The organism is Bradyrhizobium sp. CCBAU 65884 (assembly GCF_028128835.1).
GTDB lineage: Bacteria > Pseudomonadota > Alphaproteobacteria > Rhizobiales > Xanthobacteraceae > Bradyrhizobium > Bradyrhizobium ottawaense.
On the sequence record NZ_LBJU01000112.1, the window covers coordinates 1 to 26,476 of the forward strand.

General features: G+C 64.6%; 26 protein-coding genes. 15 read left to right on the plus strand and 11 right to left on the minus strand.

Translation table 11 applies throughout. The features are described 5' to 3' along the window. Positions 1–88: 88 nt before the first annotated feature. Complete coding sequence (locus tag XI03_RS15150) at positions 89–1,285, minus strand: FAD-dependent monooxygenase (protein WP_271592552.1); 1,197 nt, start codon at positions 1,283–1,285, stop codon at positions 89–91. Positions 1,286–1,432: 147 nt separating this feature from the next. Here XI03_RS15150 and XI03_RS15155 point away from each other — a divergent pair, with 147 nt between their 5' ends. After that, a complete protein-coding gene (locus XI03_RS15155; RefSeq protein WP_049801985.1) occupies positions 1,433–1,909 on the plus strand; it encodes a MarR family transcriptional regulator in 477 nt (158 codons plus the stop codon). Here the strand turns inward: XI03_RS15155 and XI03_RS15160 are convergent. The 3 genes from XI03_RS15160 to XI03_RS15170 all read right to left on the minus strand — a co-directional run bounded on the left by XI03_RS15160 (position 1,878) and on the right by XI03_RS15170 (position 6,006). Then, positions 1,878–3,134, minus strand: coding sequence for an O-antigen ligase family protein (locus XI03_RS15160; RefSeq protein WP_212477226.1), 1,257 nt, complete (start codon positions 3,132–3,134; stop codon positions 1,878–1,880). The genes XI03_RS15155 and XI03_RS15160 overlap by 32 nt on opposite strands. Positions 3,135–3,204: 70 nt before the next feature. Beyond that, positions 3,205–4,752 (minus strand): undecaprenyl-phosphate glucose phosphotransferase, encoded by a 1,548-nt coding sequence (locus XI03_RS15165; protein WP_028141408.1) that lies wholly within the window; start codon positions 4,750–4,752, stop codon positions 3,205–3,207. A gap of 120 nt (positions 4,753–4,872) precedes the next feature. Next, positions 4,873–6,006: a glycosyltransferase family 4 protein gene (locus XI03_RS15170; protein ID WP_271592553.1), complete on the minus strand. Its 1,134-nt coding sequence runs from the start codon at positions 6,004–6,006 to the stop codon at positions 4,873–4,875. A gap of 205 nt (positions 6,007–6,211) precedes the next feature. On the opposite strand from XI03_RS15170, the gene XI03_RS15175 reads away from it, so the two are divergent. Further along, on the plus strand, positions 6,212–8,548 hold the full coding sequence (locus XI03_RS15175) for a GumC family protein (protein WP_271592554.1): 2,337 nt from the start codon (positions 6,212–6,214) through the stop codon (positions 8,546–8,548). 180 nt (positions 8,549–8,728) lie between these two features. Here XI03_RS15175 and XI03_RS15180 read toward each other — a convergent pair whose 3' ends face one another. Continuing rightward, positions 8,729–9,910, minus strand: a complete 1,182-nt coding sequence (locus tag XI03_RS15180) for a GNAT family N-acetyltransferase (RefSeq protein WP_271592555.1) — start codon at positions 9,908–9,910, stop codon at positions 8,729–8,731. 130 nt (positions 9,911–10,040) lie between these two features. Here XI03_RS15180 and XI03_RS15185 point away from each other — a divergent pair, with 130 nt between their 5' ends. Then, positions 10,041–11,084, plus strand: coding sequence for a polysaccharide deacetylase family protein (locus XI03_RS15185; RefSeq protein WP_271592607.1), 1,044 nt, complete (start codon positions 10,041–10,043; stop codon positions 11,082–11,084). Here XI03_RS15185 and XI03_RS15190 read toward each other — a convergent pair. Then, positions 11,068–11,289, minus strand: coding sequence for a DUF2842 domain-containing protein (locus XI03_RS15190; RefSeq protein WP_018320088.1), 222 nt, complete (start codon positions 11,287–11,289; stop codon positions 11,068–11,070). The two genes, XI03_RS15185 and XI03_RS15190, sit on opposite strands and share 17 nt — an antisense overlap. 92 nt (positions 11,290–11,381) lie before the next feature. Here XI03_RS15190 and XI03_RS15195 point away from each other — a divergent pair, with 92 nt between their 5' ends. Beyond that, a complete protein-coding gene (locus XI03_RS15195) occupies positions 11,382–12,464 on the plus strand; it encodes a COX15/CtaA family protein (protein WP_271592556.1) in 1,083 nt (360 codons plus the stop codon). On the opposite strand, the gene XI03_RS15200 is transcribed toward XI03_RS15195, so the two are convergent. From XI03_RS15200 to XI03_RS15215, 4 genes are all read right to left on the minus strand, one after another. Beyond that, complete coding sequence (locus XI03_RS15200; protein ID WP_028141414.1) at positions 12,465–12,809, minus strand: hypothetical protein; 345 nt, start codon at positions 12,807–12,809, stop codon at positions 12,465–12,467. A gap of 119 nt (positions 12,810–12,928) precedes the next feature. Then, positions 12,929–14,209 carry an O-acetylhomoserine aminocarboxypropyltransferase gene (locus XI03_RS15205; RefSeq protein ID WP_028141415.1) on the minus strand — a complete coding sequence of 427 codons (1,281 nt, stop codon included), beginning with the start codon at positions 14,207–14,209 and terminating at the stop codon, positions 12,929–12,931. A 149-nt stretch (positions 14,210–14,358) separates the two neighbouring features. Next, entirely contained in the window at positions 14,359–14,943 is a 585-nt protein-coding gene (locus XI03_RS15210) for a CoA-binding protein (RefSeq protein WP_028141416.1), read from the minus strand. Between the two features lie 105 nt (positions 14,944–15,048). Then, entirely contained in the window at positions 15,049–15,873 is an 825-nt protein-coding gene (locus XI03_RS15215; RefSeq protein ID WP_038973476.1) for an enoyl-CoA hydratase, read from the minus strand. A gap of 85 nt (positions 15,874–15,958) precedes the next feature. On the opposite strand from XI03_RS15215, the gene XI03_RS15220 reads away from it, so the two are divergent. The 6 genes from XI03_RS15220 to XI03_RS15245 all read left to right on the plus strand — a co-directional run bounded on the left by XI03_RS15220 (position 15,959) and on the right by XI03_RS15245 (position 19,640). Continuing rightward, the gene (locus XI03_RS15220; protein ID WP_028141418.1) at positions 15,959–16,387 is read left to right on the plus strand and encodes a PaaI family thioesterase; all 429 of its coding nucleotides are present in this window, start codon (positions 15,959–15,961) and stop codon (positions 16,385–16,387) included. Positions 16,388–16,545: 158 nt separating this feature from the next. Continuing rightward, positions 16,546–17,010, plus strand: a complete 465-nt coding sequence (gene rplM, locus XI03_RS15225; protein WP_008137961.1) for a 50S ribosomal protein L13 — start codon at positions 16,546–16,548, stop codon at positions 17,008–17,010. Between the two features lies 1 nt (position 17,011). After that, the gene (gene rpsI, locus XI03_RS15230) at positions 17,012–17,491 is read left to right on the plus strand and encodes a 30S ribosomal protein S9 (RefSeq protein ID WP_008547917.1); all 480 of its coding nucleotides are present in this window, start codon (positions 17,012–17,014) and stop codon (positions 17,489–17,491) included. A gap of 229 nt (positions 17,492–17,720) precedes the next feature. Further along, on the plus strand, positions 17,721–18,941 hold the full coding sequence (locus XI03_RS15235) for a GGDEF domain-containing protein (protein ID WP_028141419.1): 1,221 nt from the start codon (positions 17,721–17,723) through the stop codon (positions 18,939–18,941). Between the two features lie 61 nt (positions 18,942–19,002). After that, the gene (locus XI03_RS15240; RefSeq protein ID WP_028141420.1) at positions 19,003–19,242 is read left to right on the plus strand and encodes a hypothetical protein; all 240 of its coding nucleotides are present in this window, start codon (positions 19,003–19,005) and stop codon (positions 19,240–19,242) included. A gap of 101 nt (positions 19,243–19,343) precedes the next feature. After that, the gene (locus tag XI03_RS15245) at positions 19,344–19,640 is read left to right on the plus strand and encodes an antibiotic biosynthesis monooxygenase family protein (protein WP_271592557.1); all 297 of its coding nucleotides are present in this window, start codon (positions 19,344–19,346) and stop codon (positions 19,638–19,640) included. 82 nt (positions 19,641–19,722) lie between these two features. Here XI03_RS15245 and XI03_RS15250 read toward each other — a convergent pair whose 3' ends face one another. Beyond that, complete coding sequence (locus tag XI03_RS15250; protein ID WP_271592558.1) at positions 19,723–20,859, minus strand: AI-2E family transporter; 1,137 nt, start codon at positions 20,857–20,859, stop codon at positions 19,723–19,725. A 141-nt stretch (positions 20,860–21,000) separates the two neighbouring features. Between XI03_RS15250 and XI03_RS15255 the strand changes: the two genes are divergently transcribed. The 5 genes from XI03_RS15255 to XI03_RS15275 all read left to right on the plus strand — a co-directional run bounded on the left by XI03_RS15255 (position 21,001) and on the right by XI03_RS15275 (position 26,348). Beyond that, the gene (locus XI03_RS15255) at positions 21,001–21,699 is read left to right on the plus strand and encodes a hypothetical protein (RefSeq protein WP_038948763.1); all 699 of its coding nucleotides are present in this window, start codon (positions 21,001–21,003) and stop codon (positions 21,697–21,699) included. A 91-nt stretch (positions 21,700–21,790) separates the two neighbouring features. Then, positions 21,791–22,564 carry a gamma-glutamyl-gamma-aminobutyrate hydrolase family protein gene (locus tag XI03_RS15260; RefSeq protein ID WP_028141424.1) on the plus strand — a complete coding sequence of 258 codons (774 nt, stop codon included), beginning with the start codon at positions 21,791–21,793 and terminating at the stop codon, positions 22,562–22,564. Between the two features lie 1,106 nt (positions 22,565–23,670). Beyond that, positions 23,671–23,907 carry a hypothetical protein gene (locus XI03_RS15265; protein ID WP_028141426.1) on the plus strand — a complete coding sequence of 79 codons (237 nt, stop codon included), beginning with the start codon at positions 23,671–23,673 and terminating at the stop codon, positions 23,905–23,907. 300 nt (positions 23,908–24,207) lie between these two features. Further along, a complete protein-coding gene (locus XI03_RS15270; protein ID WP_028141427.1) occupies positions 24,208–24,747 on the plus strand; it encodes a TRAP transporter small permease subunit in 540 nt (179 codons plus the stop codon). Beyond that, the gene (locus XI03_RS15275; protein WP_271592559.1) at positions 24,744–26,348 is read left to right on the plus strand and encodes a TRAP transporter large permease; all 1,605 of its coding nucleotides are present in this window, start codon (positions 24,744–24,746) and stop codon (positions 26,346–26,348) included. The genes XI03_RS15270 and XI03_RS15275 overlap by 4 nt, the downstream gene beginning before the upstream one ends. Positions 26,349–26,476: the final 128 nt, after the last annotated feature.

A 26,476-nucleotide genomic window follows, 5' to 3' on the forward strand; every position in this document is an offset into this window, starting at 1 on the left:
AGGCCACGCCTTGACGGCCGCAAGCACGGCGTCATGCTCGCGGAAATCGGGCGTGCTTTAATGGTTGCTACGGCAGCGTTCGTGCTGGTTACACCGCCCGCGCATCATATGCGTACATGAAGTCCATGCCCTTGGCGCCCAGCGGCAGCAGCCATTTCAGCATCTGATTGCGCACCCACGCGCCGGTAGCGCTGAATTCGCGCTTGCTGTTGCCGTTGCGGCGGGCCATGGCGACGATCTTCTCGGTGCGCGGGCGACGCTCGGCCTCGAATGCCCTAAAGGTGGCGCCGAGCTCCTGGCCGTCCTGCATCAGGCGGGCGAGCCGCATCGCATCCTCGAGCGCGAGCGAAGCACCCTGGCCGGCATGGGGGCTGGTCGCATGCGCGGCGTCCCCAATCAGCAGCGAGCGCTTGCGCGACCAGGTCGGCAGGGTCGCTACGTCGAGCGTGTCGGTGACCACGATGTTCTCGGCGGCCTCGATGACATCGGGGATCGGATCGTGCCAGCCGCGGTGGAAGCCGCGCAGATGCTGCTTCAGCGTCGACGGGTCGAGCGCGCGAAACATCGCGGCGTCCATGCCGTGCGCGGGCTGCGTGCTCCACCACATCACGCCGTCCGTGGGATCGGGGCTGCAATAGCCGTAGCCGAAGAAGCCGCTCTGGCCGAACGTGGTCTCGACGTGCCGGCCGATCGATCTGCCGTCGAGCACGGCGTGCGGCACGAAGCCGCCGAAGCCGATCAGTCCGGTGTTGAACGGCTGGGGTCCGTCCGGCACCACCTGCCGACGTGTGATCGAGTGCACGCCGTCGGCACCGATCAGGAAGTCCCCCTCGGCTGTGGTGCCGTCGGCGAAATAGGCAATGATCGGCTGGTCGCCGCGATCCTCGACCTTGATCAGGCGCTTCTCGAAATAGAGCGAAACGCAGGCGCACCAGGCCTTGTCGATCAGGATTTCGTTCAGCGTGGCGCGGCAGACGTTCACCGCAGGCTGGCCGAAGCGCCGTTCCATGTCGCGGTTGATCGAACCGAGCCTCACGCCGCCTTGCGAATAGAAGTCGAAGGATTCTGCGACCGAGCCGCGGCCGATCAACTCATTCGCCAGCCCGATCTCGTCCATCACATGCATGCCGTTCGGCGCGATCTGAAGGCCGCCGCCGATGCCCTTCGAATAGGGCCAGGCCTCGAAGATCGCGGACTCGATGCCGGCGCGGCGCAGCAGGATCGCGGCAACGGGGCCAGCAATGCCGGCGCCGATGATCAGGGCCTTGCGGGGTCGATAGGACATGACTTGCTCCCGACGTTTCCGTGGTGCTAGGAGGAATTACGGTCGCTAAATATCTTAGTTACTAAGATATATATCGCCTAAGATATGAGGTCGGCCTTGTCAAGGACGAAGGCGCGCAACGCGCTGCTGCAGGAGCTCGAGGACGCCATGCGCCGGTCGTCAGCGCAAGGCGTGCTCTATGGGCAAACCGTTGCCAACGTTGCCGGAATCGCCAATTCCGATCTCGAATGCATGGACATCCTGTATCTCGAAGGACGCGTCACTGCAGGGAGGCTCGCCGAGGTCACGGGCCTCACGACCGGTGCCATCACCGGCGTGGTCGATCGGCTCGAAAAGGCGGGGCTGGTGCGCCGTGAACGCGATGAGAAAGACCGCCGCAAGGTCTTCATCGCCGTCGTGCCGGACGCGGCGATGAAGATCGGCCAGTTCTACGTGCCGATGCAGCAGGCGATGGAGAAGGTGTTCGGCGGCTATTCCGACGAGGAATTGAGGCTGCTGCTGCGTTTCGCCAACGAAGGCTACAAGGGCGTGCTCGCGGCGACCGAGGCGCTGAAGAGCCTGCTCGACACGCCGCCGGAAAAACGTCCGGCTCTCAAGCTGAAGACGCGTCCTCGCCAGCCCTGATCTTGCAGATCTGCGCGGCCGCGATCATGCCCCACATCGCGCCCAGCATCATCCAGAAGTGCCGCCAGTGGTCGGTGTCGATCACGAAGCTTTCGCCGACGGTGCCGACGAAGGCGGAGAACACGGCGAGATAAGCGCGCTGCCAGGGCACCGGGACGAAGATGTGCCGGAAGCCCATGATGACGGTGGTGAAGACCAGCGCGGGATAACACACGCCGGACAGCCAGCCGCCGGACATGAAGGCGTTGAGATAGGAGTTGTGGGTGTCCTCGGGGAAGAAGCGGTGGAATTGCAGGGGGCCGATGCCGAACGGCAGGTCGAGCGCCATCTCTGCGCCCAGGATGTGGCGGCCGAACCGGCCGAAGCGGCCCTCGTCGTAGCTCTGGTCGAAGCTCGCGCGCTGCTTGAACATCTCGGCGGTGGAATCGAACGACAGCAGCACCGCGATCAGCGCGAGCCCCAGCACGGCGGCCACGATGGCCATGATGATGATGCGCGAGCGCTGCGCGTTGGTGCGGCTGGTCAGCACCATCAGCGCCAGCATGAAGGCGGAGGTCAGCACGAGGCCGCCCCAGGCGGCACGCGAGAAGGCGAGCAGGATCGCCAGCGACATGATGCCGAAGGCGATGACGTTGCGGAACGCCTTCGCCAGCTTGTCCGAAACCACGCTCTGCAGCGCAAACAGCGCGGGCAGGATCAGGAAGGCGCCGAGCACGTTCGGGTCCTTGAACGTGCCGCGCGCGCGGCCGTAGAGCGTGAGGAGGTCGTTGCCGCCGGGCACCAGGTGGAAATAGCCGGCGACCGCCAGCAGTGAGGCGATCATTGCGCCGACCACGAGGCCGCGGCGAAGCATGTCGAGCCGGGCCGCGGTGTCCTCGGACGTGACCATCGCGAAGAACACCACGGTCACCGCCATGTACCAGGAGGTCGCGATCCAGCTTACGACCTCGGACTGCTCGAACAGCGGGATCGCGCTGATGGTGTAGCCGACATTGAGCAGGACCAGCATCAACACCAGCGGCATCAGCGCGAGCCGCAGCCGCAGGCCGGTGGCGAAGAACATGACGGCTGCGAGCAGCGTCATGATCTCGTAGGGGCTCGGCTCGATGAAGACGACCGCGCCGGAGGCGCCGACCAGCCACACCAGCGCGCGCTGCAGCGCCAGCACGCCGGGCGCAGCCGGTACGGCTACGTTCACTCCACCGGCTGTCGCCGCATACGCCATCACATGCTCACGCTATTCGGACGCCAACACCGCTGTCATCGCCCGGTCAAGCCGGGGCATGACGGAAAACTCAATACGCGTTCTCGTTCTTGGTCAGCAGCGAGATCGGCGTCTTCAGGAGAATGTAGAGGTCGAACAGCACCGACCAGTTCTCGATGTAATAGAGGTCGAACTCGACGCGCTTCTGGATCTTCTCTTCGTTGTCGATCTCGCCGCGCCAGCCATTGATCTGGGCCCAGCCCGTGATGCCGGGCTTGACGCGATGGCGGGCGAAATAGCCGTCGACGGCTTCGTCGAACAGCCGGCTCTGCAGCTTGCCCTGCACCGCATGCGGGCGGGGGCCGACCAGGGAGAGATTGCCGGAGAACACCACGTTGAAGAGCTGCGGCAGCTCGTCGAGGCTGGTCTTGCGGATGAAGCGGCCGACGCGGGTGACGCGCGGATCGTTCTTGGTCACGACCTTGGAGGCCGTCGGATCGGCCTGATGGTGGTACATCGAGCGGAATTTGTAGACGTCGATGCGCTCGTTGTTGAAGCCGAAGCGCTTCTGGCGGAATAGCGCCGGGCCGGGGCTGTCGAGCTTCACCGCCAGCGCCACCAGTCCCATCACCGGCAGCGCCACGAGCAGCGCGAGACTGCCGACGACGCGGTCGAACAGCCATTTCATCACCAGATCCCAGTCGGTGATCGGCGCCTCGAACACGTCGAGCGTCGGCACCTCGCCGAGATAGGAATAGGAGCGGGGCCGGAACCGCAGCTTGTTGGTGTGCGCGGAAAGGCGGATGTCGACCGGCAGCACCCAGAGCTTCTTCAGCATTTCCAGGATGCGCGTTTCCGCCGAGATCGGCAGCGCGAACAGCACGAGATCGACGCGGGTGCGGCGGGCGAATTCGACGATGTCGTCGACCTTGCCGAGCTTGCGCGCGCCGGCGCAGGTGTCGAGCGCGCGGCTGTCGTTGCGGTCGTCGAACACGCCCAGCACGTGGATGTCGGAATCCTCCTGCGCTTTGAGCGCTTCGACCAGCTGCTCGCCGTTGCTGTCGGCGCCGACGATGATGGTGCGGCGGTCGAGCCGGCCCTGGCGCGCCCAGCCGCGCACCAGCGATCGCAGCACCAGACGCTCGGCAAGCAGCGCGGCGAGCCCGAGGAAATAGAAGGCGGCAAGCCACAGCCGCGAGATTTCGCTGCCGTATTTGGCGAAGAAGGAGATGCCGATGAACAGCAGGAAGACGAACGACCAGGACGAGATCATCCGTGTCATCTGCCGGAGCTGCCCGCGGAACAGCTGCACCTGATAGATGTCGGCGGCCTGGAAGCAGATCACGGCGGCGATCGATACGGCGATGACCTCGGCGGGATAGACCCAGCTGAAGCCGGAGAGCGGCATGACGTAGCCGACATAGAGCGCGATACCGACGAGGCTGAGCAGCGCGAAGTCGGCCACGCGCACGAAGCCGGCGATCACGATCGGCGAATAGGCGCGGGCGACCTTCTGGTTGACGACGTCGAGGGCTGCGGGCGAGAGCCGGCGGCGGCGCTCCACGAAGGGTTGGTCAGCGGGTTTCGCCGCGGCACTGGTCGCGGCATCGAGCATCGAGCGTGCGTTGAGCGGTTCCACGGGCGTCCACGTCCATTTCAAGCACCCGCGGGCCAATGGCGTTGGCGCCCCGGGCGGCATCCCCCGGTCCTTCGATTATCGAACAAATCGGAAGATTTTCTAAAGCGGGCTTAAGGATGGTTAATGATTGGCAAATGCATCGCGATAGCCGGCGATCACGCCGTCGACCATGGCGGCTTGCGAGAAATGCGCCGAGATGCGTTCGCGCAAGGACACGGCGCGCTGCGCCGTTGCGGTGGGATCGTCGAGTGCGGCCGCGATCGCCTCGGCCATGGCCTCGGAATTGCTCGGCGCGAACAGGGCCGGACTGCCGGAGCCGAAGATCTCGGGAATACCGCCGATGCGCGATGCGATCATGGGAATGCCGGCCGCGCCGGCCTCGATCACGACATAGGGCATGGAATCGCCGCGCGAGGGGACGACCAGCAGCCGCCCCTTGGAGAAGCCGTAGCGCGCCTTGACGTGACCGATGAAGCGGATGGCGCCGGACAAACCGAGCTTCTCGACCTGCGCCTTCAGCGCCGCCGTCTCCTCGCCGTCGCCGCCGAGCGTCAGCGTGACCTTCTTGCCGCCCTCGTGCAGGCGCGCCACGGCATCGACCAGGAGATCGGCGCCCTTGATGTGCCTGAACTCGCCGACATAGGCGAGGTCGGTCGCATCGTCGGTGGTCACGACCGGCTCGAACTCCTCGGGCGTGACGCCGTTGAAGACGCAATGCACCACGCCCTTGGGCGTGCCGACGATGCGTTGATAGGTGTCGCGGGCAAACGCGCTTTCGAACAGGAACAGGTCGGTCGAATCCATCAGCGAGCGCTCGAGTCGCGCGTAAAACTCGCCCTTCAAGGTGTTGAGGGGATAATGCAGCGAGCCGCCGTGCGGCGTGTAGATGCGGATGGTGTCGTCGGAGCGTCGCCGCATGCGGATGAAGGCGCCGGCCTTGGCGCCATGGCCGTGCATGACGTCGGGCTTCAGGGTGGCAATCAGGCGCCGCATGCGAAGCCACACCAAAACGTCGTCCGGAGAGGGCTCGCGGCGGATCGCCATCCGGTGCACGCCGAGCTTCAGCCGCGGCGCGAGCTCGGCGAGGGCCTTGTCGGCGCGCTCGCCGCCGGTGAGGCTATCGGCGAGGATGCCGACATGGTGGCCGCGGTCGACCTGGCCGTTGGCGACGTCGAGGATGTGGCGGAAGATGCCGCCGACCGGAGCACGCACGGCGTGCAGGATACGAAGCGGCCGGTCAGGAGAGGGGGGCATGAATCAAAACCAGCGCTCGACGGCGAATGCCGAACAATTCCTAGGAAAATATCGAGACGGATTAAGGGGCCTCGTGGTTAACAAACGGTGACGCGTGCGCCTGCGCAAGTCGCCGCATGCCGCGATTAACCCAGCGGCAACCTTAATGGAGTGTAATCGCCGGGGTTGAGGTAGCTTAGTGGCGTTGCCCCTGCGGGAGTGTTCGATGCGTTTAGCGTTCTGGCGTGCCGGCAAGGACAAGGCGGTGGTTGCGCGGGCTGTTGGAAAGTCCAAGACCGAAGTCGCGCCCAAAGCTGACGTCAAGGCTGAAGTCCAAGTCGAGCCCAAGATCGAGCAGAAGATCGAGCAGAAGACCGAAGTCAGGCCTGCGCCGATCGTCACGAAGCAGGCCCAAGTCGAGTCCGGCGATATCGACCTGCACGCGCTCGGCGCGGCATTGGCGCGCAAGCGCGGCTGGATCATCGTGCCGACGGTGCTGGCGCTGGTCGCATCCTTTGCGATCGTCAATCTCGTCACGCCGCGCTACAAGTCCGAATCGCGCATTCTCATCGACGGCCGGGAGAACGTGTTCCTGCGTCCGAGCAGCGACCGCGCCGAGGAGCGGCAGGCGCTCGACGCCGAGGCCGTCACCAGCCAGGTGCAGCTGGTGCTGTCGCGCGATCTCGCGCGGGAGATCATCAAGAAGAACAAGCTCGCCGAACGCCCCGAGTTCGATCCGGTGCTGCAGGGCATCTCGCCACTGAAGTCGCTGGCCGCGATGATCGGTATCGGCCGTGATCCGTTCTCGATGACGCCGGAAGAGCGCGTGCTCGACGCCTATTACGAGCGCCTGCAGGCCTATGCCGTCGACAAATCGCGCGTCATCGTGGTCGAATTCCAGTCCGCCGATCCGGATCTTGCCGCCCGCGTCGCCAATTCGATCGCCGACGGCTATCTGGTGCTCCAGCAGAATGCGCGCCAGGACCAGGCCAAGAATGCCAGCCAGTGGCTCGCCGGCGAGATCGAGAGCTTGCGCAAGAAGGTCTCCGACGCCGAGGCCAGGGTGGAGGACTTCCGCTCCAAGTCGAGCCTGTTCATCGGCACCAACAACACCACGCTGTCGAACCAGCAGATGGGCGAGGTGAACACCCAGCTCAACAATGCGCGCTCGCTGAAGGCGGATGCGGAATCCAAGGCTAGGCTGATCAAGGAGATGCTCCAGAGCGGCAAGCCGATCGAGGCATCCGAAGTCGTGAACTCCGAATTGATGCGGCGGCTGTCGGAGCAAAGGGTGACGCTGCGTGCGCAGCTCGCCGAGCAGTCGTCCACGCTGCTCGGCAATCACCCGCGCATCAAGGAGCTGAAGGCGCAGCTTGGCGACCTCGACAATCAGATCCGCGACGAAGCGGCCAAGATTTCCCGCTCGCTCGAAAGCGACGCGCGGATCGCCAGCGGCCGCGTCGATGGCCTGACCGTGAGCCTCGAGCAGCTCAAGAAGCAGGCGACCTCGACCAACGGCCAGGACGTCCAGCTCCGCGCACTCGATCGCGAGGCCAAGGCGCAGCGCGATCTGCTGGAAGGCTATCTCGCCAAGTACCGCGAGGCCAATACCCGCGAGACCATCGACACGGCGCCGACCGACGGCCGCGTCATCTCGCGCGCCATCGTCTCGAACACGCCGGCCTACCCGAAGAAGCTGCCGATCGTGCTGATCGCGACGATCGCGACGCTGCTGCTCTCGTCCGGCGTCGTCGTCACCGGCGAGCTGTTGCGCCAGACCGCACCGCGCGCTGTGGCCGCGGTCGGCCCGGCGCAAACGCAGGCACCGGTGCGCCGGGAACCGGTTGTCCAACCGGTCGTCCAGCCGGTGGTGCGGCCCGAGGTCGAGCCGATCGCCGATCCGGTCATGGCAGAGGCCGCGCCGCTTCAGCCGGAGCTGACTGATCATGCCGACATCACCGAATTCACCGAGATCGAAAATCTGGCCGACAGCCTGCGCGCCGCGGGCGCTGCGGCGAAGAAGGTCACGGTGCTCGGCACCGCTTCCGGCGAAGCCATTACGCTGTCGACGCTGACGCTCGCCCGGCATCTGGCGCGCGAGGCGCGCGTCGTCGTGGTCGATCTCGCTGCGTCCTCGCCGACGATTGCCGCGGTGTCCGTCGATGCTTCGGCGCCCGGCCTTGCCGAGCTGATGCAGGGCGAGGCGTCGTTCGCGCAAATCATCACCCGGGACAAGCTGTCACGGCTCCACCTCGTCATGGCCGGTCGTCCCGGCTTCGACCGCAGCGTGCTGCAATCGCCGCGGGTGACGCTCGCCATCGACGCGCTGCTGCGCGCCTATGATCACGTGCTGGTCGACGCCGGCAGCGCCTCCGACCTTCCGGCCGAGCTGCTGACGGCGCATGCCCGCGCCGTCGTGGTGCCCGATGCCTCGATGGCAAGCGATGCGCGCGCGCTGATGTGCGAGCAGCTCCGGGCGGTCGGCTTCAGCGAGGTGACGATGCTGAGCAAGCCCGTGCAGGCTTCGGACGCGGTCGACGCGCCGCGCGTGGTGGCGGCGTAGGCTTTTCTTTCCCTCTCGCGCACTCGGAATCGTAGGGTGGGCAAAGGCGCGTTCGCGTCGTGCCCACCACCTATTCCATACAGTAACAGACGACGTGGGCACGCTTCCGCCTTCGCTCTGCGAGCTACGGCGGACAAGTCGCTTTGCCCACCCTACGATATCGGCGTTCGCGGAGAGGCTTTACCCGAATGCCTGCCGCAGCCGCCTGGCCAGATCAAACAGCATCTGGTTCTGCTTCACCAGCCGCTTGCCGTGGCTGAGCGAGGACATCGCCATCGCCGCGAGCTTGCCGCGCGAGGTCAGCGGGACAAAACTGTCGAAGATGTCTTCGTCGTCCTTGCAGAACATTCGCTTGTAGTCGTCCGAACCGATGCCGAGGTCGAGCGAGCGGTAGCCGCGCTCGCCGTAGCGATCGATGATGTAGCGCATCAGGATCAGCCCGGGGCTGTAGCGGGCGTGCTCGGACATCGTGTAGGTGTTGAACATCATCGAGAAGCGCTCGCCGTCGGCAACGCCGGCGAAGATCGCGATCACCTCGTCGTCGCATTCCAGTGCATGGATGTCGATGACGCGGCCTTCGCCGCGCGGCGCAAGGCAGGCGCTGCGGACGAACTGTTCGACGCCCGGCTCGGCGAAGACGTTCGGGAGCTTCTGTTCTGCCATCCGCACCGGCTTGACGCGGAAGAACCAGTCGAGCAGGCGGGTGACGTCCGCGTCTGACGTGGCAAGGTGATAGCGATAGCCGGCGAGCGCCTGGAGCTTCTTTTCCTTGCTCTTGAGGCGGCGGCGGAAGGAATTGCTGATCCGCGATGCCGGCGGCCCGCCCGGCTCCAGCACCAGTTGCGGGCAGCCGTTGATCGGGCTCTGCCGCGGCAATAGGGCAAACGGGTTCTGCTGGCCGTGCCAGCGCTGCGGCTGCTGCGTCAGCGCGAGCACGTCGATGTGCTCGCGCAGCGGCGCAAGCAGCGTATCGAGATCGGCGGCAGTGGTCTGCGCAGCACACGCGGCGTTCCACAGGCCCATGTTGAAGGTCGTATGCTTGCCGCCCATGAAGCAGGCCGTACGCACGCCGTGGCTTTGGCGCAGCGAGAGCGGCAGCAGCATCAATGGCGTGTGATCGGCGTCGCGGCCGATCACGACGAAGGGCCGCGCGCCCTCGCGCTCGCCGACCAGTCGCTGCCAGGGGCTCAGCAGATCGAACCGCTGATAGGGCGTGAAGAGATGGCCGGGCTCCTCGAAGGCGCGCCAGACCGCCTCGGCGGCGCCGAGATCGGTGACGATATCGACATGCGCGATACGGCTCGCTTTCGACCGCGCTGGCGCTTCTGCCGTCCGGCTTTGCATCGCCGCAGCCATGGTCATTCGCGAAACCTGTCGAGAAATCAAAATAGACGTAATTCGGCCTGTGGCCGACCTTTGCAAAGAAATGTCAACAAAGGGTAAGGACAATGGAGAGGGAACGGGCGCCTTCAGGGCGCGAAGGGTCAAGATTTTGGCATCCGACGACAGATGGCTGGAACGGCTGCGCCTCGAGCTGGCCTGGTTCACCGGCCAGGCTGCGCTGCGCAGCCGCGGTGCCGGCGCCATCCTGCGCTTTGCGCGGGTGCGGCCACGGCGGCGCGGCGGGTTTCAGCCGCTGCGCGCGGACGAGATCACGCCGCAATTTCTCGACCGCGCCATTCGCGCGTTGAAGCGCTGGAACTACGATTTTCTCGGCATGGACGAGGTCTGCCGGCGCGCGGTGACACTGCCGGAGAAGCGGCGTTTCGTGGCGCTCACTTTCGACGGCGCGAACAAGGATCTGATCGACTTTGCCTATCCGGTGCTGGCGCAGCACGCCGTGCCCTTCACGATCTACGTGCCCACCGCGTTTCCCGATGGCGTCGGGCAGGCCTGGTGGCTCGGGCTCGAACAGGTGATCGCGCGCGAGAGCCGCATCAATCTGATAATGGGCGAGAAGGAGCAGCGCTTCACCGTCACCGGCAATGCCGAGAAGCAGGCGCTGTTTTCGCATATCGAGAGCTGGCTGCGCTCGCTGTCGCCGGCGGATCTGTCGGCCGCGATCGCCGATCTCTGCACGCGCTACCGCATTGAGCTTGCCGCGCTCTCGCGCGAGGCGTCGATGGATTGGGAGGATCTGGCCAAGCTCGCCGCCGATCCGCTCGTCACGATCGGGAGCGCCACGGTGAACTATCCGGTTCTCGCCAACATGAAGGATACGGCAGCCTCGCGCGAGATGGCGATGGGCAAGGCCGTTGCCGAAGCGGCCTTCCGCCGCGATGTCAGGCATCTCGCCTTTCCGTTCGGCGATCGTACCTCGTTCCGGCGCAGCCATGTTGTGATGGCGGAGGAGGCGGGCTTTGCCAGCGCGGTGTCGACGATCCCGGGCATCGTGGACGCGGAGGGGCGGACCAATCTGCGCGCGCTGCCGCGGATTTCCTGGGATGGTCGCGTGCGCTCCCTGCGCATGCTGCGCGTACTGGTGTCGGGTGTTGCGTTTGCGCCGGTGAGGCCGACCGCTACGAGCCAGACTTGACGCGATCAGGTCGCTGCATCCAGCTCACGATCGGCATCGCCGGCAGCACCCAGCCCATGCCGACCACCACGTAATAGATCGCCTGCCGCCAGCCGGACTCGGCGATCCACGGCATCTGCGCCGCCGCCATGCCGAGCAGGGCCCAGACCGTGGCCAGCACCAGGAGCAGGATGGCGCCGAGGAACTTGCGGGTGCGGATCGTCATGGCTGACTATTACGGCCTTCGCGTAACTTGCGCTGCGGGAGCGGGGGACTATAAGGGGCACGCAGTCCGGTTCAAGCCCTGGTTTTAGCGCCTTGACGACGAATTCCGTTCCAACCAACTCGCATCGCGCCGTGCGCTGGTGGCTGATCTCCGTCGCCGCGCTGATCGCGCTGATGGTGCTGGTCGGCGGCGCGACGCGGCTCACGGAATCCGGCCTTTCGATCGTCGAATGGAAGCCGGTCACGGGCAGCGTTCCGCCACTGTCGGAGGCGCAGTGGACCGAGGCGTTCGAGGCCTACAAGAGAATCCCGCAATATCGCGAGCTCAACGCGGGCATGAGCCTGTCCGAGTTCAAGCAGATTTTCTGGTGGGAATGGAGCCACCGGCTGCTCGGCCGTTTCATTGGCGTCGCCTATCTCTTGCCGTTCCTGTTCTTCCTGTGGCGCGGTGGCCTGTCCGGTGAATTGAAACGTAGACTGTGGCTTCTATTCGCGCTTGGCGGTCTCCAGGGCGCGGTCGGCTGGTGGATGGTCGCCTCGGGTCTCACCGAGCGGGTCGAGGTGTCGCAATATCGGTTGGCGACGCATCTTGTGCTCGCGCTCCTGATCTTTGCTGGCATCGTCTGGACGGTGCGGCGGCTCAAGGAGCGGCCGCAGATCGCGGCGTCTGCGCGGTTGCGCTTCACGGGCGCGCTGCTCCTCGTCGTGACGTTCGCGCAGATCTATTTCGGTGCGCTGGTTGCGGGCCTGCGCGCCGGGCGCGCCTACAACACCTGGCCGCAGATCGACGGCGCGTTCATTCCCTCGGCCGAGCGGCTGTGGTTCGAGACGCCGTGGTGGCGCAACATGTTCGACAATGTGCTGACGGTACAGTTCGAGCACCGCATGACCGCCTATGCGCTGTTCGCGCTGGCCGCGCTGCATGCGATCGACGCGGTGCGTTCGCGCGCAGGTGCGGCCGCAAGCGGCGCGCTCTGGCTGTTCGCGGCGGTGAGCCTGCAGGCGGTGCTCGGCATTCTCACGCTGCTCAACCAGGTGCCGATCGACCTCGCGCTGTCGCACCAGGCCGTCGCAATCGTCGTGTTGACGCTCGCGGTGATGCAGGTGGAGCGGCTCGCTTCGCGGCGATCTGCGGAGGCGCAGCCGCGTGCGGTTCCGATTAGCCAGCCCGGCTGATCAGCAATAGCCGTAGATGCCGCACGCGTAGGGTAGGCGCCAGAAATAATCGACCTGCTTCCCGCCGTAATACGCGCCCTGATAGTCGTAGCTCCAGGGGCGGCCGTAGTAGCCCGGCAAGGTGTGCGAGCCCGGCAGCAGCGGCGTGCCCGGCAGATTGCGGATATAGCTGCCGATGCCATAGGCCGGCGAGATCAGCGCATCCGGGTCGGTATCGACATAGACCTGCGGCGGCTCCTGTGGCGGAGCGGCGGCGCGTCGCTTCGGCGTGGCCGGCAAGTCAGCGGCAACGGCGGCTGAAACCGTCAGCATCGCCGCAAGGGCAGGCACCATCCAGCGCAGCATCGTCGGCTCCGAATCAAAAGGGCGATCCAAGGACGATGTATGGGGCAGATATGGTTAATGACTGTTAACCGGGACGTCATTCCGGGGCGCATTCAGGCGTCCCGGAATGACCGGGAAAGCTACGCCCCCAGCGCCTGTTCCAGATCGGCGATCAGGTCTTCCTTGTCCTCGATGCCGATCGAGAGCCGCACCACGTCGGGGCCGGCGCCGGACTTCACCTTGGCGGCGTCGTCGAGCTGGCTGTGCGTGGTGGACGCCGGATGGATCACCAGCGAGCGGGTGTCGCCGACATTGGCGAGATGCGAGAACAGCTGCAGTTTCGACACCAGGCTGACGCCGGCGTCATAGCCGCCCTTCAGGCTGAAGGTGAACACGGCGCCCGCGCCCCTCGGTGCGTATTTGCGCGCGAGCTGGTTATACTTGTCGCTTGCCAAGCCCGCATAGCTAACCGACGCCACCGCCGGATGGCCGGCGAGGAATTCGGCGATCGCTTTCGCATTGTCGCACTGCTTCTGCATGCGCAGCGGCAAGGTCTCGATGCCGGTCAGGATCATGAAGGCGTTGAACGGCGACAGAGCGGGGCCGAGGTCGCGCAAGCCCAGCACGCGGCAGGCGATCGCGAAGGCGAAATTGCCAAAGGTCTCCTGCAGGCGGATGCCGTGATATTCCGGCCGCGGCTCCGACAGCATCGGATATTTGCCGCCCGTCGACCAGTCGAAGGTGCCGGCATCGACGATGATGCCGCCGAGCGAATTGCCGTGACCGCCCAGGAACTTCGTCAGCGAGTGCACGACGATGTCGGCGCCGTGGTCGATCGGGCGGATCAGGTAGGGCGAGGCCAGCGTGTTATCGACGATCAACGGCACGCCCGCCTTCCGCGCCACCGTCGAGATCGCCTCGATGTCGGTGATGCTGCCGGCGGGATTGGCAATGGACTCGATGAAGATCGCCTTGGTGCGCGGCGTCACCGCGCGCTCGAAGCTTGCGATATCGTCGGGATCGGCCCACACCACGTTCCAGCCAAAGCTCTTGAAGGCGTGCGTGAACTGGTTGATAGAGCCGCCATAGAGTTTTCGCGCGGCGATGAACTCGTCGCCGGGCTGCATCAATTGCTGCAACACCACGACCTGTGCGGCATGGCCCGAGGCCACCGCAAGCGCGGCCGTGCCGCCTTCGAGCGCGGCGACGCGCTCTTCCAGCACCGCGTTGGTAGGATTGCCGATGCGGGTATAGATGTTGCCGAACGCCTGCAGACCGAACAGCGAGGCGGCGTGGTCGGCATCGTTGAACACGAACGACGTCGTTTGATAAATCGGAGTCGCGCGCGCGCCGGTGGTGGGGTCGGGCTGTGCACCGGCATGCACGGCGAGGGTTGAAAATCCCGGAAGGCGATCGCTCATTGAGGGCGTCCTGTTCTCTTGGTCTGAAATCGCGCGGCATGCTGATGGGCGCCGCGCTCGGCGTCAAGGCGCCGTGTCACATCAAGACCATTTGGGAATGATCTTGCTACGCATTGTCGCGTTGGCAAAATGAATCCCTCGCAATTGCGTCAGCTTTGCTCGGTCTTGTTTTTGGCGGCACGATCGGAGGCCGCTGTGTCGCCGCCGCCGACGCTCATCCGATTGAGGGATAGCCGCATGCCTTGCGTCGGTGCCGGCGCGCGCTTGGAGCTGAGCGTGCGCGAATTCACGCCCATCCAGGAGATCTCGGACGACAGGCGGCCATATTCGATCTTGGGGCAGCGGTTCATCACCACCTTGATACCGACCGACTCGGCTTTCGCTGCCGCCACGTCGTCACGTGCGCCAAGCTGCATCCAGATCACTTTCGGCAGCGGGTCGAGCGTGAGCGCTTCCTCGACGACAGGCATGATGTGGCTGGAATTGCGGAAGATGTCGATCATGTCGATGGGACGGCCGATGTCGGACAGCGAGGCGATGAAGGGCTTTCCGAGCAGCTCCTTGCCGACATGGCCGGGATTGACCGGGATCATGTCGTAGCCACGCTGCGCCAGATATTTGAATGCGAAATAGCTCGGCCGCACATTGACCGGCGAGGCGCCGACCATCGCGATCGACTTCACGCTGTTGAGGATGGCGCGGATGTAATTGTCGGAATAGGAGTCGTGGTTCATTTGTTCTTTTTCCTTGTCATTGCGAGGAGCGAAGCGACAAAGCAATCCAGTCTTTTTCCGCGGAGGGATTTCCGGATTGCTTAGCTTCGCTCGCAATGACGAATTCTATTCATCCCGCCATGTCGGCGTGCGCTTCTCGATGAAGGCGCCGATGCCTTCCTCGGCGTCGCGCGCCATCATGTTCTCGGTCATCACCTCTGCGGCATAGCGATAGGCATCCGCGAGGCTCATCTCGGCCTGGCGATAGAACGCCTCCTTGCCGAGCTTGACGGTGTAGGCCGATTTCAGCGCGACCTGCTCCGCCAGCGCGATCGCGGCGTCGCGTTCGGTGCCGGCGGGCACCACGCGGTTGATGAGGCCGATCTCGCGGGCGCGCGCGGCCGTAACAGGCTCGCCCGTCAGCAGCATCTCCATCGCCTGCTTGCGCGGCACGTTGCGCGATAGCGCCACCATCGGGGTCGAGCAGAACAAGCCGATGTCGACGCCCGGCGTTGCGAATTTCGCGTCCTCCGAGGCGATGGCGAGATCGCAGCTGGCCACGAGCTGGCAGCCGGCCGCGGTCGCGATACCCCGGACGGATGCGACCACAGGTTTTGGCAGGTGCACGATCGCCTGCATCATCGCGCTGCAGGCGGTCATCATCTCGGCAAAGAAGGCGCGGCCACGATCGGGGTCAGTGCGGCGCGCGGTCAGCTCCTTCATGTCGTGGCCGGCGGAGAAGGCGGGACCGTTGGCGGCGATCACGACACCGCGGACGGCCTTGTCGCTGCTGATATCATTGAGCTCGGCATGCAGGCTTGCGATCATCGCCGCCGACAGGCTGTTGCGCGCGGCGGGGCGGTTCAGCGTCAGTACGGCGATCGGGCCTACGGTCTCGCGCAGCAGGATCGGCGGTTGCGGGGAGGGAGCGCGGGCAGCCTGGGCGGACATCGAAGCGTTTCCGTTGGATTATTGCATTTGAATGACGCAGATAACTTAATGTAACAGGGCAAGTGAAGCGAGGGTGGGGAACAGCATGGCGTTAGCGAAAATGAGCGTGGCAGAGGTCGAGCAGTTCCTCCGCCACGAGTTTCCCCAGGCCTTCAGCGGCGACGACATCACGATCGAAAGCGCGGACGGCCAGACCTGCCTTTTGCGCCAGCGCTACAGCGAAAGGATGCTGCGACCGGGCGGAACCGTGTCCGGCCCGACGCTGATGGCGCTGGCCGATTTCGCGATGTACGTGGTCCTCCTGTCCGCGATCGGGCCGGTCGGGCTCGCCGTCACCACCAATCTCAACATCAACTTCCTGCGCAAGGGCGGGCCCGGGCAGGACGTGCTGGCGGAGGCGCGGCTGCTCAAGCTCGGCAAGCGGCTGGCGGTCGGGGAGGTGAAACTGTTGTCCGGCAGCTCGCCCGATCCGATCGCCCATGTCACCTCGACCTATTCCATTCCAAATGTTTGAGCTTTTTGCAGGTAATATAGCACCATATTTTCAAGCCATTGATATTACGGTACTAATTTCCGCCGCCGGGCATTGACCGTTGCGCGTCTCTTCTCTAGAAAACCGCGCAGTCCGGTGCGGTGTTCGCGCCGATGCTCCCCGTCCACGGAAACTCTGACATGAAAACCTTTTCGGCAAAGCCGGCTGAGGTGACGAAGAAGTGGGTGCTGATCGACGCCAAGGGTCTGGTCGTCGGCCGCCTCGCCACCATCGTCGCCATGCGCCTGCGCGGCAAGCACCTCCCGACCTACACCCCGCACGTTGATTGCGGCGACAACGTCATCATCATCAATGCGCAGCATGCGGTCCTCACCGGCCGCAAGCGCGAGCAGAAGACCTATTACAAGCACACCGGCTATGTCGGTCACGTCAAGGAGCGCACCGCGCGCCAGATCCTCGAGGGCAAGCATCCCGAGCGCGTGCTCGAGAAGGCCGTCGAGCGCATGATCCCGCGTGGCCCGCTCGGTCGCGTCCAGATGGGCAATCTCCGCGTCTATGGCGGCGCCGATCATCCGCACGAGGCACAGACGCCCGAGAAGATCGACATCGCCAAGTTGAACCGCAAGAACACGAGGGCCGCATAACATGGCCGAATCCATCCAGTCGCTCGACCAGCTCTCGCAGCTCAAGACGGCGGCGGCGCCCGATGCGCCCAAGCACGAGAAGAAGGTCGACAAGTTCAACCGCGCCTATGCCACCGGCAAGCGCAAGGACGCGGTCGCCCGCGTCTGGATCAAGCCGGGCGCCGGCAAGGTCACCGTCAATTCGCGCGAGGTCGAGGTCTATTTCGCCCGTCCCGTGCTGCGGATGATGATCGAGCAGCCGTTCTCCGTGGCCGCGCGTTCGGGCCAGTACGACGTGATCTGCACGGTTGCCGGCGGCGGCCTGTCCGGCCAGGCCGGCGCGGTCCGTCACGGCATCTCCAAGGCGCTGACCTATTTCGAGCCGGAGCTGCGCTCTGTGCTCAAGAAGGGCGGCTTCCTGACGCGCGACTCCCGCGTGGTCGAGCGCAAGAAGTACGGCAAGGCCAAGGCCCGCCGGTCCTTCCAGTTCTCGAAGCGTTAATCGCTTCGGTCACATTCGCCGCGAAAGCGGCTTCAATGAGATGCAAAAGGGCGCTGATTTCAGCGCCCTTTTTGTTGTTCGTTTGTATGCAAATTGATGGCGTGTTTCCCGAAAACTTGGCCTCCCGCGAAAACCTGAATGGAACTCGCGCGACCTAGCGTCGCATTCGGAAGGGCGCGCAAATCGGCTGGGCCGGTCGCGTAACTGCTATGTTCTAGAGGGGGCCGACATGATGTCGCTCGATAGCATCACGCTCTATTTGGTCGCCACCATGGTTGCCGCACTGCTCGGCGCCATGATGGTGTTTTTCGGCAGGCAGGAGAACAGCCCTGCACTGAAATGGTGGGGCACCGCGTATCTGCTCGGTGCCGCCTCCGTCGCGCTGTGGACCGCGGCCGGCGACAGGCTGGGCCCGCATCTTTACCTTGCGCTGAACGCGGTCGGCTTCGTCGCCTGCGGCATGGTGTGGAATGCGGCGCGCGTCTTCCACGGCCGCAAGCCGAACTGGCCGGGTCTCGTGCTCGGCGCGCTCGCCTGGGTCGCCGCCGTCACGCTGCTCGACCCCGAGGCATCCATGTTGCGGATGATCATCGGCGCCGGCATCGTCTCGGTTTACGCGGCATTGACCGCCAGCGAGCTCTGGACCGAACGGCGCAAGAGCCTGCAGCGGCGCTGGCCGGCCTTCGTGATGCCGGTGATGCATGGCTGCGTGTTGATGCTGCCGGTCCTGATCGGCAGCTTCCTGCGTCCGCACGATGCTGGCTTCTCCCAGAGCATCTGGGTCAAGGTGTTCGCGGTTGAACTCATCCTCTACGCCGTCGGCACCGTGTTCGTGATCTTCATGCTGGTGTCCGAGCGCACCGTGACCGCGCACCGCACCGCCGCGTCGACCGATCCCCTGACCGGCATGCTCAACCGGCGCGGCTTCTCGGAAGCCTGCGGCCGCGTGATCGAGCGCGAGGCCAAGGCCGGACGTCCCGTGACCGTGATGATCTTCGACATCGATCACTTCAAGTCGATCAACGATCGTTTCGGCCACCCCGCCGGCGACGAGATGCTGAAACTGTTCTCCACCGTCGTCGTCAGTAATTTGCGCATCACCGACATGTCGGGCCGCATCGGCGGCGAGGAGTTCGCCGCGCTGCTGCCGTGCTCGCTGGAGGAGGGCGTGCTGGTCGCCGAGCGCGTGCGCGAGGCGTTCGAGACGTCCGGCGTCGTGGTCGATGAAGGCCCGGTCGACACCACCGTCAGCATCGGCGTCGCCGGCGGGCCCGCCGGCACCGAGCTCGAGGTGCTGCTGGCTTCGGCCGACACCGCACTCTACCAGGCCAAGCGCGGCGGCCGTAACCGCGTCGAGGCGGCGGAGGAGCTGCCGCTGTCGCTGGAGAACTGGCGCCGACAGAGCGCCGCGCGGATCAGTGCGCCGCAGCCGCGTCCGGCCACCGCCTGAGACGCGGGGGCAGCACCCGCGGTAATCCCCTGTTTACCATTCGATCCCTACCATTGCGGTCATGGAATCGATCCGTCGACAGAACCCGCAAGCTGCCCTGATGTCGCTCGAAGCCGCTGCGGCCTCGGCACGCAGCGGCTTCGCCTGTCTGTTCTCGACCGCGGATGAATACGAGAGCGCGCTGATCACCGAGCGCCGCGCGCAGGGGCGTTACACGCAAGGCCGCCGCAGCTACTGGCCGCTCGCGCTGTTCATCGGCTGCGCCCTGATCGTGGCGGGCACCGTCCTGCTGCTGCTCTGAGAGACCTGCATTTTTGGGCCGACCAGGGCGCCGTTTCGGCGCCTTTTTCTTTTTCGCCGGCTGCGCTAGACACGCCCATCGAACAAAAAGGGTGGAAACCGATGATCACCGAGATCGCGCAAATCGACGTCAAGCCGGGCAGCGAGAAGGATTTTGAGGCCGCTGTCGCCAAGGCCAGGGACGCCTTCGGCCGCTCCAAGGGGTTTCACGGCTTCGAGCTGCACAAATCGATCGAGAAGCCGCAGCGCTACCGGCTGATGGTGAAATGGGCGACGCTGGAGAACCACACCGTCGATTTCCGCGGCTCGGAGAATTTCACCGAATGGCGCGGCCTCGTCGGCCAGTATTTTGCTTCGCCGCCCGAGGTGGAGCACACCGAGACCGTGCTCACGACCTGAGGGTTTATTTCTGGAGCATGATCTTATCGGAAAACCGCTGCACACTTTGCGCTAACGCGGCCCTTCGGGTCCGGATCATGCTCTAGGCCGCTTCTGCCAAAGGCGGCGCCTCATAGGTCTTGAAATGGTCGATCATGACCTTGGCGATGGCGACCAGCGGCAGTGCCAGCGCCAGGCCCCAGATGCCGAACACGACGCCGAGCACGATCTGAAACGCGAACAGGGTGGCCGGCGGAATGTCCAGCGCCTGCCGCTGCAGGATCGGTGTCAGCACGTAGCTCTCCATGGCGTGCACGCCCATGAAGAGCAGAAAGGCCGATAGCGCCGGGATCCAGCCCGAGGCGAGGCTCGCCAGCACCACGACGACGCCGGCGATGATGGCCCCGATGGTCGGGATGAAGGCGAGCAGGCCGGCCTGAATTCCCAGGATGAACGAGCTGGGGATGCCGATGATGGCAAGCCCGATCCAGGTCACCACGCCGACCGCGAGCATGACGATGATCTGCGCGATCAGCCAGCGCTCCAGAGTCTCACTGATGCGATCGATGATGAGGGCGACGCGGGTGCGGTGCCTGGCAGGCGCCAGGAATAGCAGACCGTCGTGATAGACGGCCGGCTGGGCGGCGAAGGCGAAGCCTAGGAACAGCACGATGAAGATGTTGCCGACACCGTGGATGGTGCCGAGCAGCAGCTTGAAAGTCTGGCTCACGATCGCCCCGCCACTGGAGGCCAGCGCGCCGGCGCCGGGCAGGGGACCGCGCGAGGGCGCTGCTGGTGCGGGCGCCGTCTCCGACGGCGCAGTGGCCGAGGCGTCGGTCGCGCCGTTGCCGAAATCGAAGAAGCTGGTGTCGATGCCGTGGTTGTCCAGGAAGGACTTCACGTTCCCGATCTGCGACTTGATGGTCTTGCTCAGCAGCGAAGCCTGTTCGGCGATGGTGGCGCCGCCGAGATAGGCGATGCCGGCGAGCATCAGGGCGAGCGCGGTGCAGACGATCGCGAGCCGCACCGGATGCGGCAGGGGCACGCGGCGGCCGAGCGCGCCCGTCAGCGCGTTGAGGCCGAGACCGAGCAGCATGCCCGTGAAGATCAGCAGCAGGGTGGCGGCGAAATACCAGGTGAAGGCGAGCAGCGCGGTGAACAGCACGACGCCGATGCCCCCGACCGCGATCGCCCAAGCGAGGTCGCCGCGGGTCCGGGAGCGTTCATCTTTGGACGACATGGTCACATCGGGTCCTTTTCAGCGCAATGCGCGCTGCACTCTCCGGGCAAACGCGCTTCGGATCAAGACCGCGTCAACACGCTGGTTTGACGTCGGCGTGCCGACGGTGCAGAGCGATGAGGAAAGAGCAATGGGGGCGGTTTGAGCTTCATCAGCAAATGGGCCGGTCTGCTCGGGCTTCTCGCCGTGCTCGTGGTCGGCGACCAGATCCGGATCAACCGGCCCGGCCACAAATTTCGTCTGACGGTCGAGGTCACGACGCCTGACGGGATCAAGGCCGGATCCGGCGTTCTGGCCGTCGTGCCCGACCGCAACTATAACCGTGGCGGCCGCACCACGATGCGCGGGGAGGCGGTGTTCGTCGATCTCGGTCAGAGCAAGAATCTGGTGGCATTGCTGGCGCACCGGCAGGACGCCAAGCTGGACTTCGACGACATCAACTATGTCGCGCTCCGTGCCTATGGCGCCGCGCGCGGCAACCGCGTCTCGTTCAACGATATCCACCGGCAGACCGGCGTTGTCCCGGTGCAGGCAGACCTCGTGCCGGTGCTCGTGAGCTTTGGCGATCCCAAGGATCCCAAGACGGCCCGCCTTGTCGCCGGCGACCATGCGGAGGCGGTTCTGGGCGAGGGCTATGCGATCCGGGGCATCACTGCCGAGGTCGAGCCCAACGGGTTCTGGCCGATCGATTTCGGTGGGGTGCTCGGAGAGCCCGTGACGCGCGGCATCGATGCGAAACTGCCCTGGCTGGCCGCCCCGGGCGATCCTGCCGCAACCGCACTGCAGGCCGCCGGGCTGCCCGCCGGGGGCGAGGCCCGGGAGGCATTTGCGCGAAAATAGCATTGCCGTCCCGCGATCCCTTCTGTTGAATTTGTTCCAGCCCAAGGGCATGTTTGGAGAATCTTCTTATCGGAGAGGCGCGGAACGACAGATGAGAAAGCCGGTCGTCGGCGTGATCGGGAATGCCCATCGCGTCGAAAATCGATTTCAGGTCCAGATGGTCGGCGAGCGCAATTTGCGCGCCGTGGCCGAGGTTTCCGGTGGCCTGCCGATGATGTTCGCGGGCGCGCCTGATATCACCGATATCGGCGCGCTGCTCGACGTGGTCGACGGCATCGTGCTCACCGGCGCCCGCGCCAACGTCCATCCGACCCGCTTCAATGTCGATCCCTGCGAGCGCCACGAGCCGTACGATATCCATCGCGACGAGGTGGCGCTGGCGCTTTCGGTCGCCTGCGTCGCCCGCGGTGTGCCGCTGTTCGGCATCTGCCGCGGCCTCCAGGAGATGAACGTCGCCTTCGGCGGCTCGCTGCATCCCGAGATCCGCGAAATTCCCGGCCGCATGAACCATCGCATGCCCAGGCTCGAGAACGGCGAGATCCACCCCGATCCGACCGTGGTGTTCGCCGACCGTCACGACGTCGAACTGACGCCGGGCGGGGCGTTCGCAAAACTGCTCGGCTGCGAGAAGATCAGGGTCAATTCGCTGCATGGCCAGGGCATCCTCGATCCCGGCAAGCGCGTGCTGGTCGAGGGCGTCGCCGAGGACGGCACCATCGAGGCGATCCGGATCGCGGAAGCCCCGACCTTCGCGCTCGGCGTGCAATGGCACGCCGAATACGATCCCCAGCGCAATCCGGTCAACCGCAAGCTGTTCGAAGCCTTTGGCGAGGCCCTGGTCGCGCGGCAACGCGCGGCGGCGTAGGGTACTCTCGTGTCCCGGACAAGCTGCAACGCGTATGCGTTGCGGCGCAGGGCCGGGACCCAGCGCCGCACCGCGCACCGCTGTGACGTGGGCCCCGGCTCTGCAGCGCACCGCTAAGGGGCGCTGCGCTGCGTCCGGGGCACGAGAGGCGGCTGAGGCGCTTTCTCCCACCGTCATTGCAAGCGTAGCGACTTGTCCGCCGAAGCCTTGGCGAAGGCGGAAGCAATCCAGAATCTTTCCGCGGTGGGATTCTGGATTGCTTCGTCGCAAGAACTCCTCGCAATAACGGAGCAAGGTGCATCGTCGGCATCTCCACGCTCTCAGCGCAACTCGCAGACACGCCTTCGCGCTCTCGCGGCGCGTTTCGCCCGAGGCTTGCTGTCGTTCGCGCTCCTTGAAGACCAAAGGGCGCAGGGAAGGCCGGGCGCCGGCGGCACCCGCAAGTCCGTGCGCGACGAAGATGCACACGGGGTGGACCACAGGTGATGCCGGTCGCCCGGCCTTCCCTGCGCGGCTGGTTTTAACGGTGTCCTTCGTGCTCTCCCCGGGGAGCGATGCACTATTGCCCCCGTCGCCTTGCGGATGATCGATGCGCGTGCCCGGTCGGGCCGCCGCATCACCGCAAGCCTTGACGCACAGACCCCGGGCGTCAGGACCACACGACTTCTCCGTCCGCGGACGATCCCGCCGAAATACCCGGAAGGCTTGCGTGTGCTCGCCCCCAGGCATCGACGAAACCGCTGTGACCGCGCCGTGTCGTATCGCGTCGCCTGAGGACTCACGGTTGCCCGCCCTGTCATCATGCCGAGCCGCGCCGGCGCTACCGCGTCCACCGCCACCCGGCCCGCATCTCGTGACGATCGCGAAGCGCCCCTTTGGCAGGGGCCGGGATGGGCGAGGGTATGCCACAAATCCGAAATTCGGGAAAGTGGAATATTTTTACGCCAAGGGCTTGACCGGGTGTTTTGCCCGACGCCTCGCGGGAGTGACCCTGGTAGGGACTTATTGCGCTATCCCAATGCCGGTAGCCGCTTTATCGGGAAGACTTGTTTGGTGGATTTGGCAGATACAACTAAAGTTCTGCCCCAAGACGGAGGATGACCTTCATGAGCAGACCTGTGAAGACGGAAAGCGAACTGATCGCCATGGCGAAGGCCGAGTTGAAGGTCCACGCCGATTGTCCCGATGGAATGACAATCTCGATCCTCCGAGATGGTACTTCCTGGGAGTTTCGAGCCAGCGCGGACCAGGCCACCTCGGACCGGCCCGGCTACCCTGAATGCGTTGCCATGCTGGTCCAGATCGGCGATCACCTCTGCAAGCAGTACGACGTGGAAGGGTAGGCGCGCCCGCGCTTCGACCATGCCCCGCAGGTCAACCCGTTAAGCACTGCGACGATGTTTTAGACCCCGCTGCGGCAAACTGTCCAATTTTCCTGTTGACCCGGAATTGGGCGACGGTAATGGTGGCCTCGCTTCACGCGGCGGGCGAGACCTGAACATGTCTTGTCTTGCCCAAAACAAGAACGGGCGGAAGCATCAGGAGGGGAACTAGCTCCCGCGCAGAAATGGAAGGCTGCTGCTGCAGCGCCATGGTCCTGCTCGCCTGGGGGGTAGCACTCAGCGAGCGGGGAAAAGGCATCGATGCGCCCATTGTTGGCGGTAAGTACGGCTATCGACTGGCTGAATGAAAAGGTCGGCAACGTCTGCAACGTTTTGGTGCTCGCGGCCTGCGTGGTCAGCGCTGCAAATGCGATGATCCGTTATGCCTTCAGTTACAGCTCCAACAGCTGGCTCGAGACGCAGTGGTATATGTTCGCCGTCGTCGTGATGTTCGGCTCGTCCTATACTTTCAAGCGTAACGAGCATGTGCGCGTCGAAATCATGTACCTCATGCTTTCCGAACGCGGCCAGCTGTGGCTCGACCTGATCGGGACATTGGTATTCCTCGTCCCGGCGTGCCTGCTCCTCAGCTACCTCTCATGGGCTATGTTCCACAACTCGTTCATCATCGGCGAAATGTCCAACAATGCCGGCGGCCTCCTCCGGTGGCCGATCAAATTTGTCCTGCCTGCGGGATTCTTCATGCTGGCTTTGCAAGGCGTCTCGGAGGCCATCAAACGCATTGCGGCCTTGCGTGGTGAAGTCACGATCGATGCGAAATACGAGCGGCCGACCCAATGATCACGATTGAAATGATGCCGCCGATGATGTTCGGCGGGCTGGTCCTGGCCATGCTGATCGGATTTCCGGTCGCCTTCACGCTGGCCGCTCTCGGGCTTTCGTTCGGATTTCTCGCGATTCACGAGGGATTTTTCGGGTTCAGCTTCCTCCAGGCCATCCCGGAGCGCATCTACGGCAGCGTTCTGGCCAACGAGCTGCTGCTGGCAATTCCTTTCTTCACGTTCATGGGCTCGATCCTCGAACGATGCGGCCTCGCCGAGGATATGCTGGATTCAATGGGGCAATTGTTCGGTCCCATTCGCGGCGGCCTCGGCTATTCCGTGATCATCGTCGGCTTCATCCTCGGCGCCATCACGGGCACCGTGGCGGCGCAGGTCATCGCGATGGCGCTGATCTCGATGCCGGTGATGATCCGGTACGGCTACAACATGCGCTACATCACCGGCGTGCTCGCAGCCTCCGGCACCATTACCCAGCTGGTGCCTCCGTCGCTGGTTCTGATCGTGCTCGCGGACCAGCTCGGGAAGTCGGTCGGCGATATGTATCTGGGCGCCTGGGGCCCCTCGATCCTCCAGATCGCACTGTTCGCCGGCTACACGTTTGCGCTGAGCGTGATCAAGCCGGGCCACGTTCCGGCCGTGCCCAAGGAAGCAAGGACGCTCACTGGCTGGGCGCTCTGGCGCAAATGCCTTTTGGGCATCATTCCGTCCGCTGTTCTGATCTTCGTGGTGCTCGGCACGATGATGCTGGGGCTCGCCACCCCGACCGAAGCAGGCGCGATGGGCGCCGTCGGCGCGATCGTCCTTGCCGTCATCCATCACAAGGATTTCAGCCTGGCTGGCCGCAAGATATTGCTCGTCGGCGTTGCGGCGGCGGGTGTCGGCACCATCATCGGGATCTACTTCACGCCGAATCTGCCGTTCAAGATCGCCTTCGCGATTGCCTATCTCGCCGTCGCCTGGGTCTGCATCGAGGCGGTCAGGATTCCGGACCTGCGCACCCTGGTCAAGCAGGGCTACGAGACCACGATGCGCATCACCTGCATGGTGACGTTCATCCTGATCGGATCGACCTGCTTCTCGATCGTCTTTCTCGGTTGCAACGGTGGTGTCTGGCTGGAGCACATGCTGACATCGCTGCCGGGCGGGGTCTGGGGATTCCTGATCTTCATGAACCTGTTCATCTTCTTCATCGCCTTCTTCCTCGACTTCTTCGAGATCGCCTTCATCATCATCCCGATGATCGCGCCGATCGCGCAGAAGCTGCTCACTCCCGTCGTCGGGGCGGATGCTGCCTTGATCTGGTTCGGTGTCATGCTCTGCGTCAACATGCAGACCTCCTTCCTGCATCCGCCGTTCGGCTTCGCCTTGTTCTACCTGCGGGGTGTTGCGCCGAAGGAGGTCAAGAGCTCGGACATCTATTGGGGCGCTATGCCCTGGATCGGCCTGCAGGCGATCATGGTTGCGGTCGTCATCGCATTCCCGATCACGGTCACGGGGCTGCTGGATGCTCCGAGGAAGGTGGATCTGGACAAGATCAAGATCGAAATTCCCGACATCGAGCTGCCGCCGCCGCTTGATTTCGGCCCGCCGAAGAATTGAGGAAGTATCTCGGCCCGGGGATTGATCCAAAGATATTGGAGGGCTGCCGGTGACCTGCGAACGCTGCCCTTGCACGGGGAGCGGCGGATCTCGATTGCGACGTCGCAACTGATCAGCAGGCTGGCGGA

What these genes read in the sequence shown, in the direction of transcription:
- XI03_RS15150 (WP_271592552.1), bottom strand. Translation starts at nt 1,285, where the DNA reads ATGTCCTATCGACCCCGCAAGGCCCTGATCATCGGCGCCGGCATTGCT.
- XI03_RS15155 (WP_049801985.1), top strand. Translation starts at nt 1,433, where the DNA reads ATGCGCCGGTCGTCAGCGCAAGGCGTGCTCTATGGGCAAACCGTTGCC.
- XI03_RS15160 (WP_212477226.1), bottom strand. Translation starts at nt 3,134, where the DNA reads ATGGCGTATGCGGCGACAGCCGGTGGAGTGAACGTAGCCGTACCGGCT.
- XI03_RS15170 (WP_271592553.1), bottom strand. Translation starts at nt 6,006, where the DNA reads ATGCCCCCCTCTCCTGACCGGCCGCTTCGTATCCTGCACGCCGTGCGT.
- XI03_RS15175 (WP_271592554.1), top strand. Translation starts at nt 6,212, where the DNA reads ATGCGTTTAGCGTTCTGGCGTGCCGGCAAGGACAAGGCGGTGGTTGCG.
- XI03_RS15180 (WP_271592555.1), bottom strand. Translation starts at nt 9,910, where the DNA reads ATGACCATGGCTGCGGCGATGCAAAGCCGGACGGCAGAAGCGCCAGCG.
- XI03_RS15190 (WP_018320088.1), bottom strand. Translation starts at nt 11,289, where the DNA reads ATGACGATCCGCACCCGCAAGTTCCTCGGCGCCATCCTGCTCCTGGTG.
- XI03_RS15200 (WP_028141414.1), bottom strand. Translation starts at nt 12,809, where the DNA reads ATGCTGCGCTGGATGGTGCCTGCCCTTGCGGCGATGCTGACGGTTTCA.
- XI03_RS15205 (WP_028141415.1), bottom strand. Translation starts at nt 14,209, where the DNA reads ATGAGCGATCGCCTTCCGGGATTTTCAACCCTCGCCGTGCATGCCGGT.
- XI03_RS15210 (WP_028141416.1), bottom strand. Translation starts at nt 14,943, where the DNA reads ATGAACCACGACTCCTATTCCGACAATTACATCCGCGCCATCCTCAAC.
- XI03_RS15215 (WP_038973476.1), bottom strand. Translation starts at nt 15,873, where the DNA reads ATGTCCGCCCAGGCTGCCCGCGCTCCCTCCCCGCAACCGCCGATCCTG.
- XI03_RS15220 (WP_028141418.1), top strand. Translation starts at nt 15,959, where the DNA reads ATGGCGTTAGCGAAAATGAGCGTGGCAGAGGTCGAGCAGTTCCTCCGC.
- rplM (WP_008137961.1), top strand. Translation starts at nt 16,546, where the DNA reads ATGAAAACCTTTTCGGCAAAGCCGGCTGAGGTGACGAAGAAGTGGGTG.
- rpsI (WP_008547917.1), top strand. Translation starts at nt 17,012, where the DNA reads ATGGCCGAATCCATCCAGTCGCTCGACCAGCTCTCGCAGCTCAAGACG.
- XI03_RS15235 (WP_028141419.1), top strand. Translation starts at nt 17,721, where the DNA reads ATGATGTCGCTCGATAGCATCACGCTCTATTTGGTCGCCACCATGGTT.
- XI03_RS15240 (WP_028141420.1), top strand. Translation starts at nt 19,003, where the DNA reads ATGGAATCGATCCGTCGACAGAACCCGCAAGCTGCCCTGATGTCGCTC.
- XI03_RS15245 (WP_271592557.1), top strand. Translation starts at nt 19,344, where the DNA reads ATGATCACCGAGATCGCGCAAATCGACGTCAAGCCGGGCAGCGAGAAG.
- XI03_RS15250 (WP_271592558.1), bottom strand. Translation starts at nt 20,859, where the DNA reads ATGTCGTCCAAAGATGAACGCTCCCGGACCCGCGGCGACCTCGCTTGG.
- XI03_RS15260 (WP_028141424.1), top strand. Translation starts at nt 21,791, where the DNA reads ATGAGAAAGCCGGTCGTCGGCGTGATCGGGAATGCCCATCGCGTCGAA.
- XI03_RS15265 (WP_028141426.1), top strand. Translation starts at nt 23,671, where the DNA reads ATGAGCAGACCTGTGAAGACGGAAAGCGAACTGATCGCCATGGCGAAG.
- XI03_RS15270 (WP_028141427.1), top strand. Translation starts at nt 24,208, where the DNA reads ATGCGCCCATTGTTGGCGGTAAGTACGGCTATCGACTGGCTGAATGAA.
- XI03_RS15275 (WP_271592559.1), top strand. Translation starts at nt 24,744, where the DNA reads ATGATCACGATTGAAATGATGCCGCCGATGATGTTCGGCGGGCTGGTC.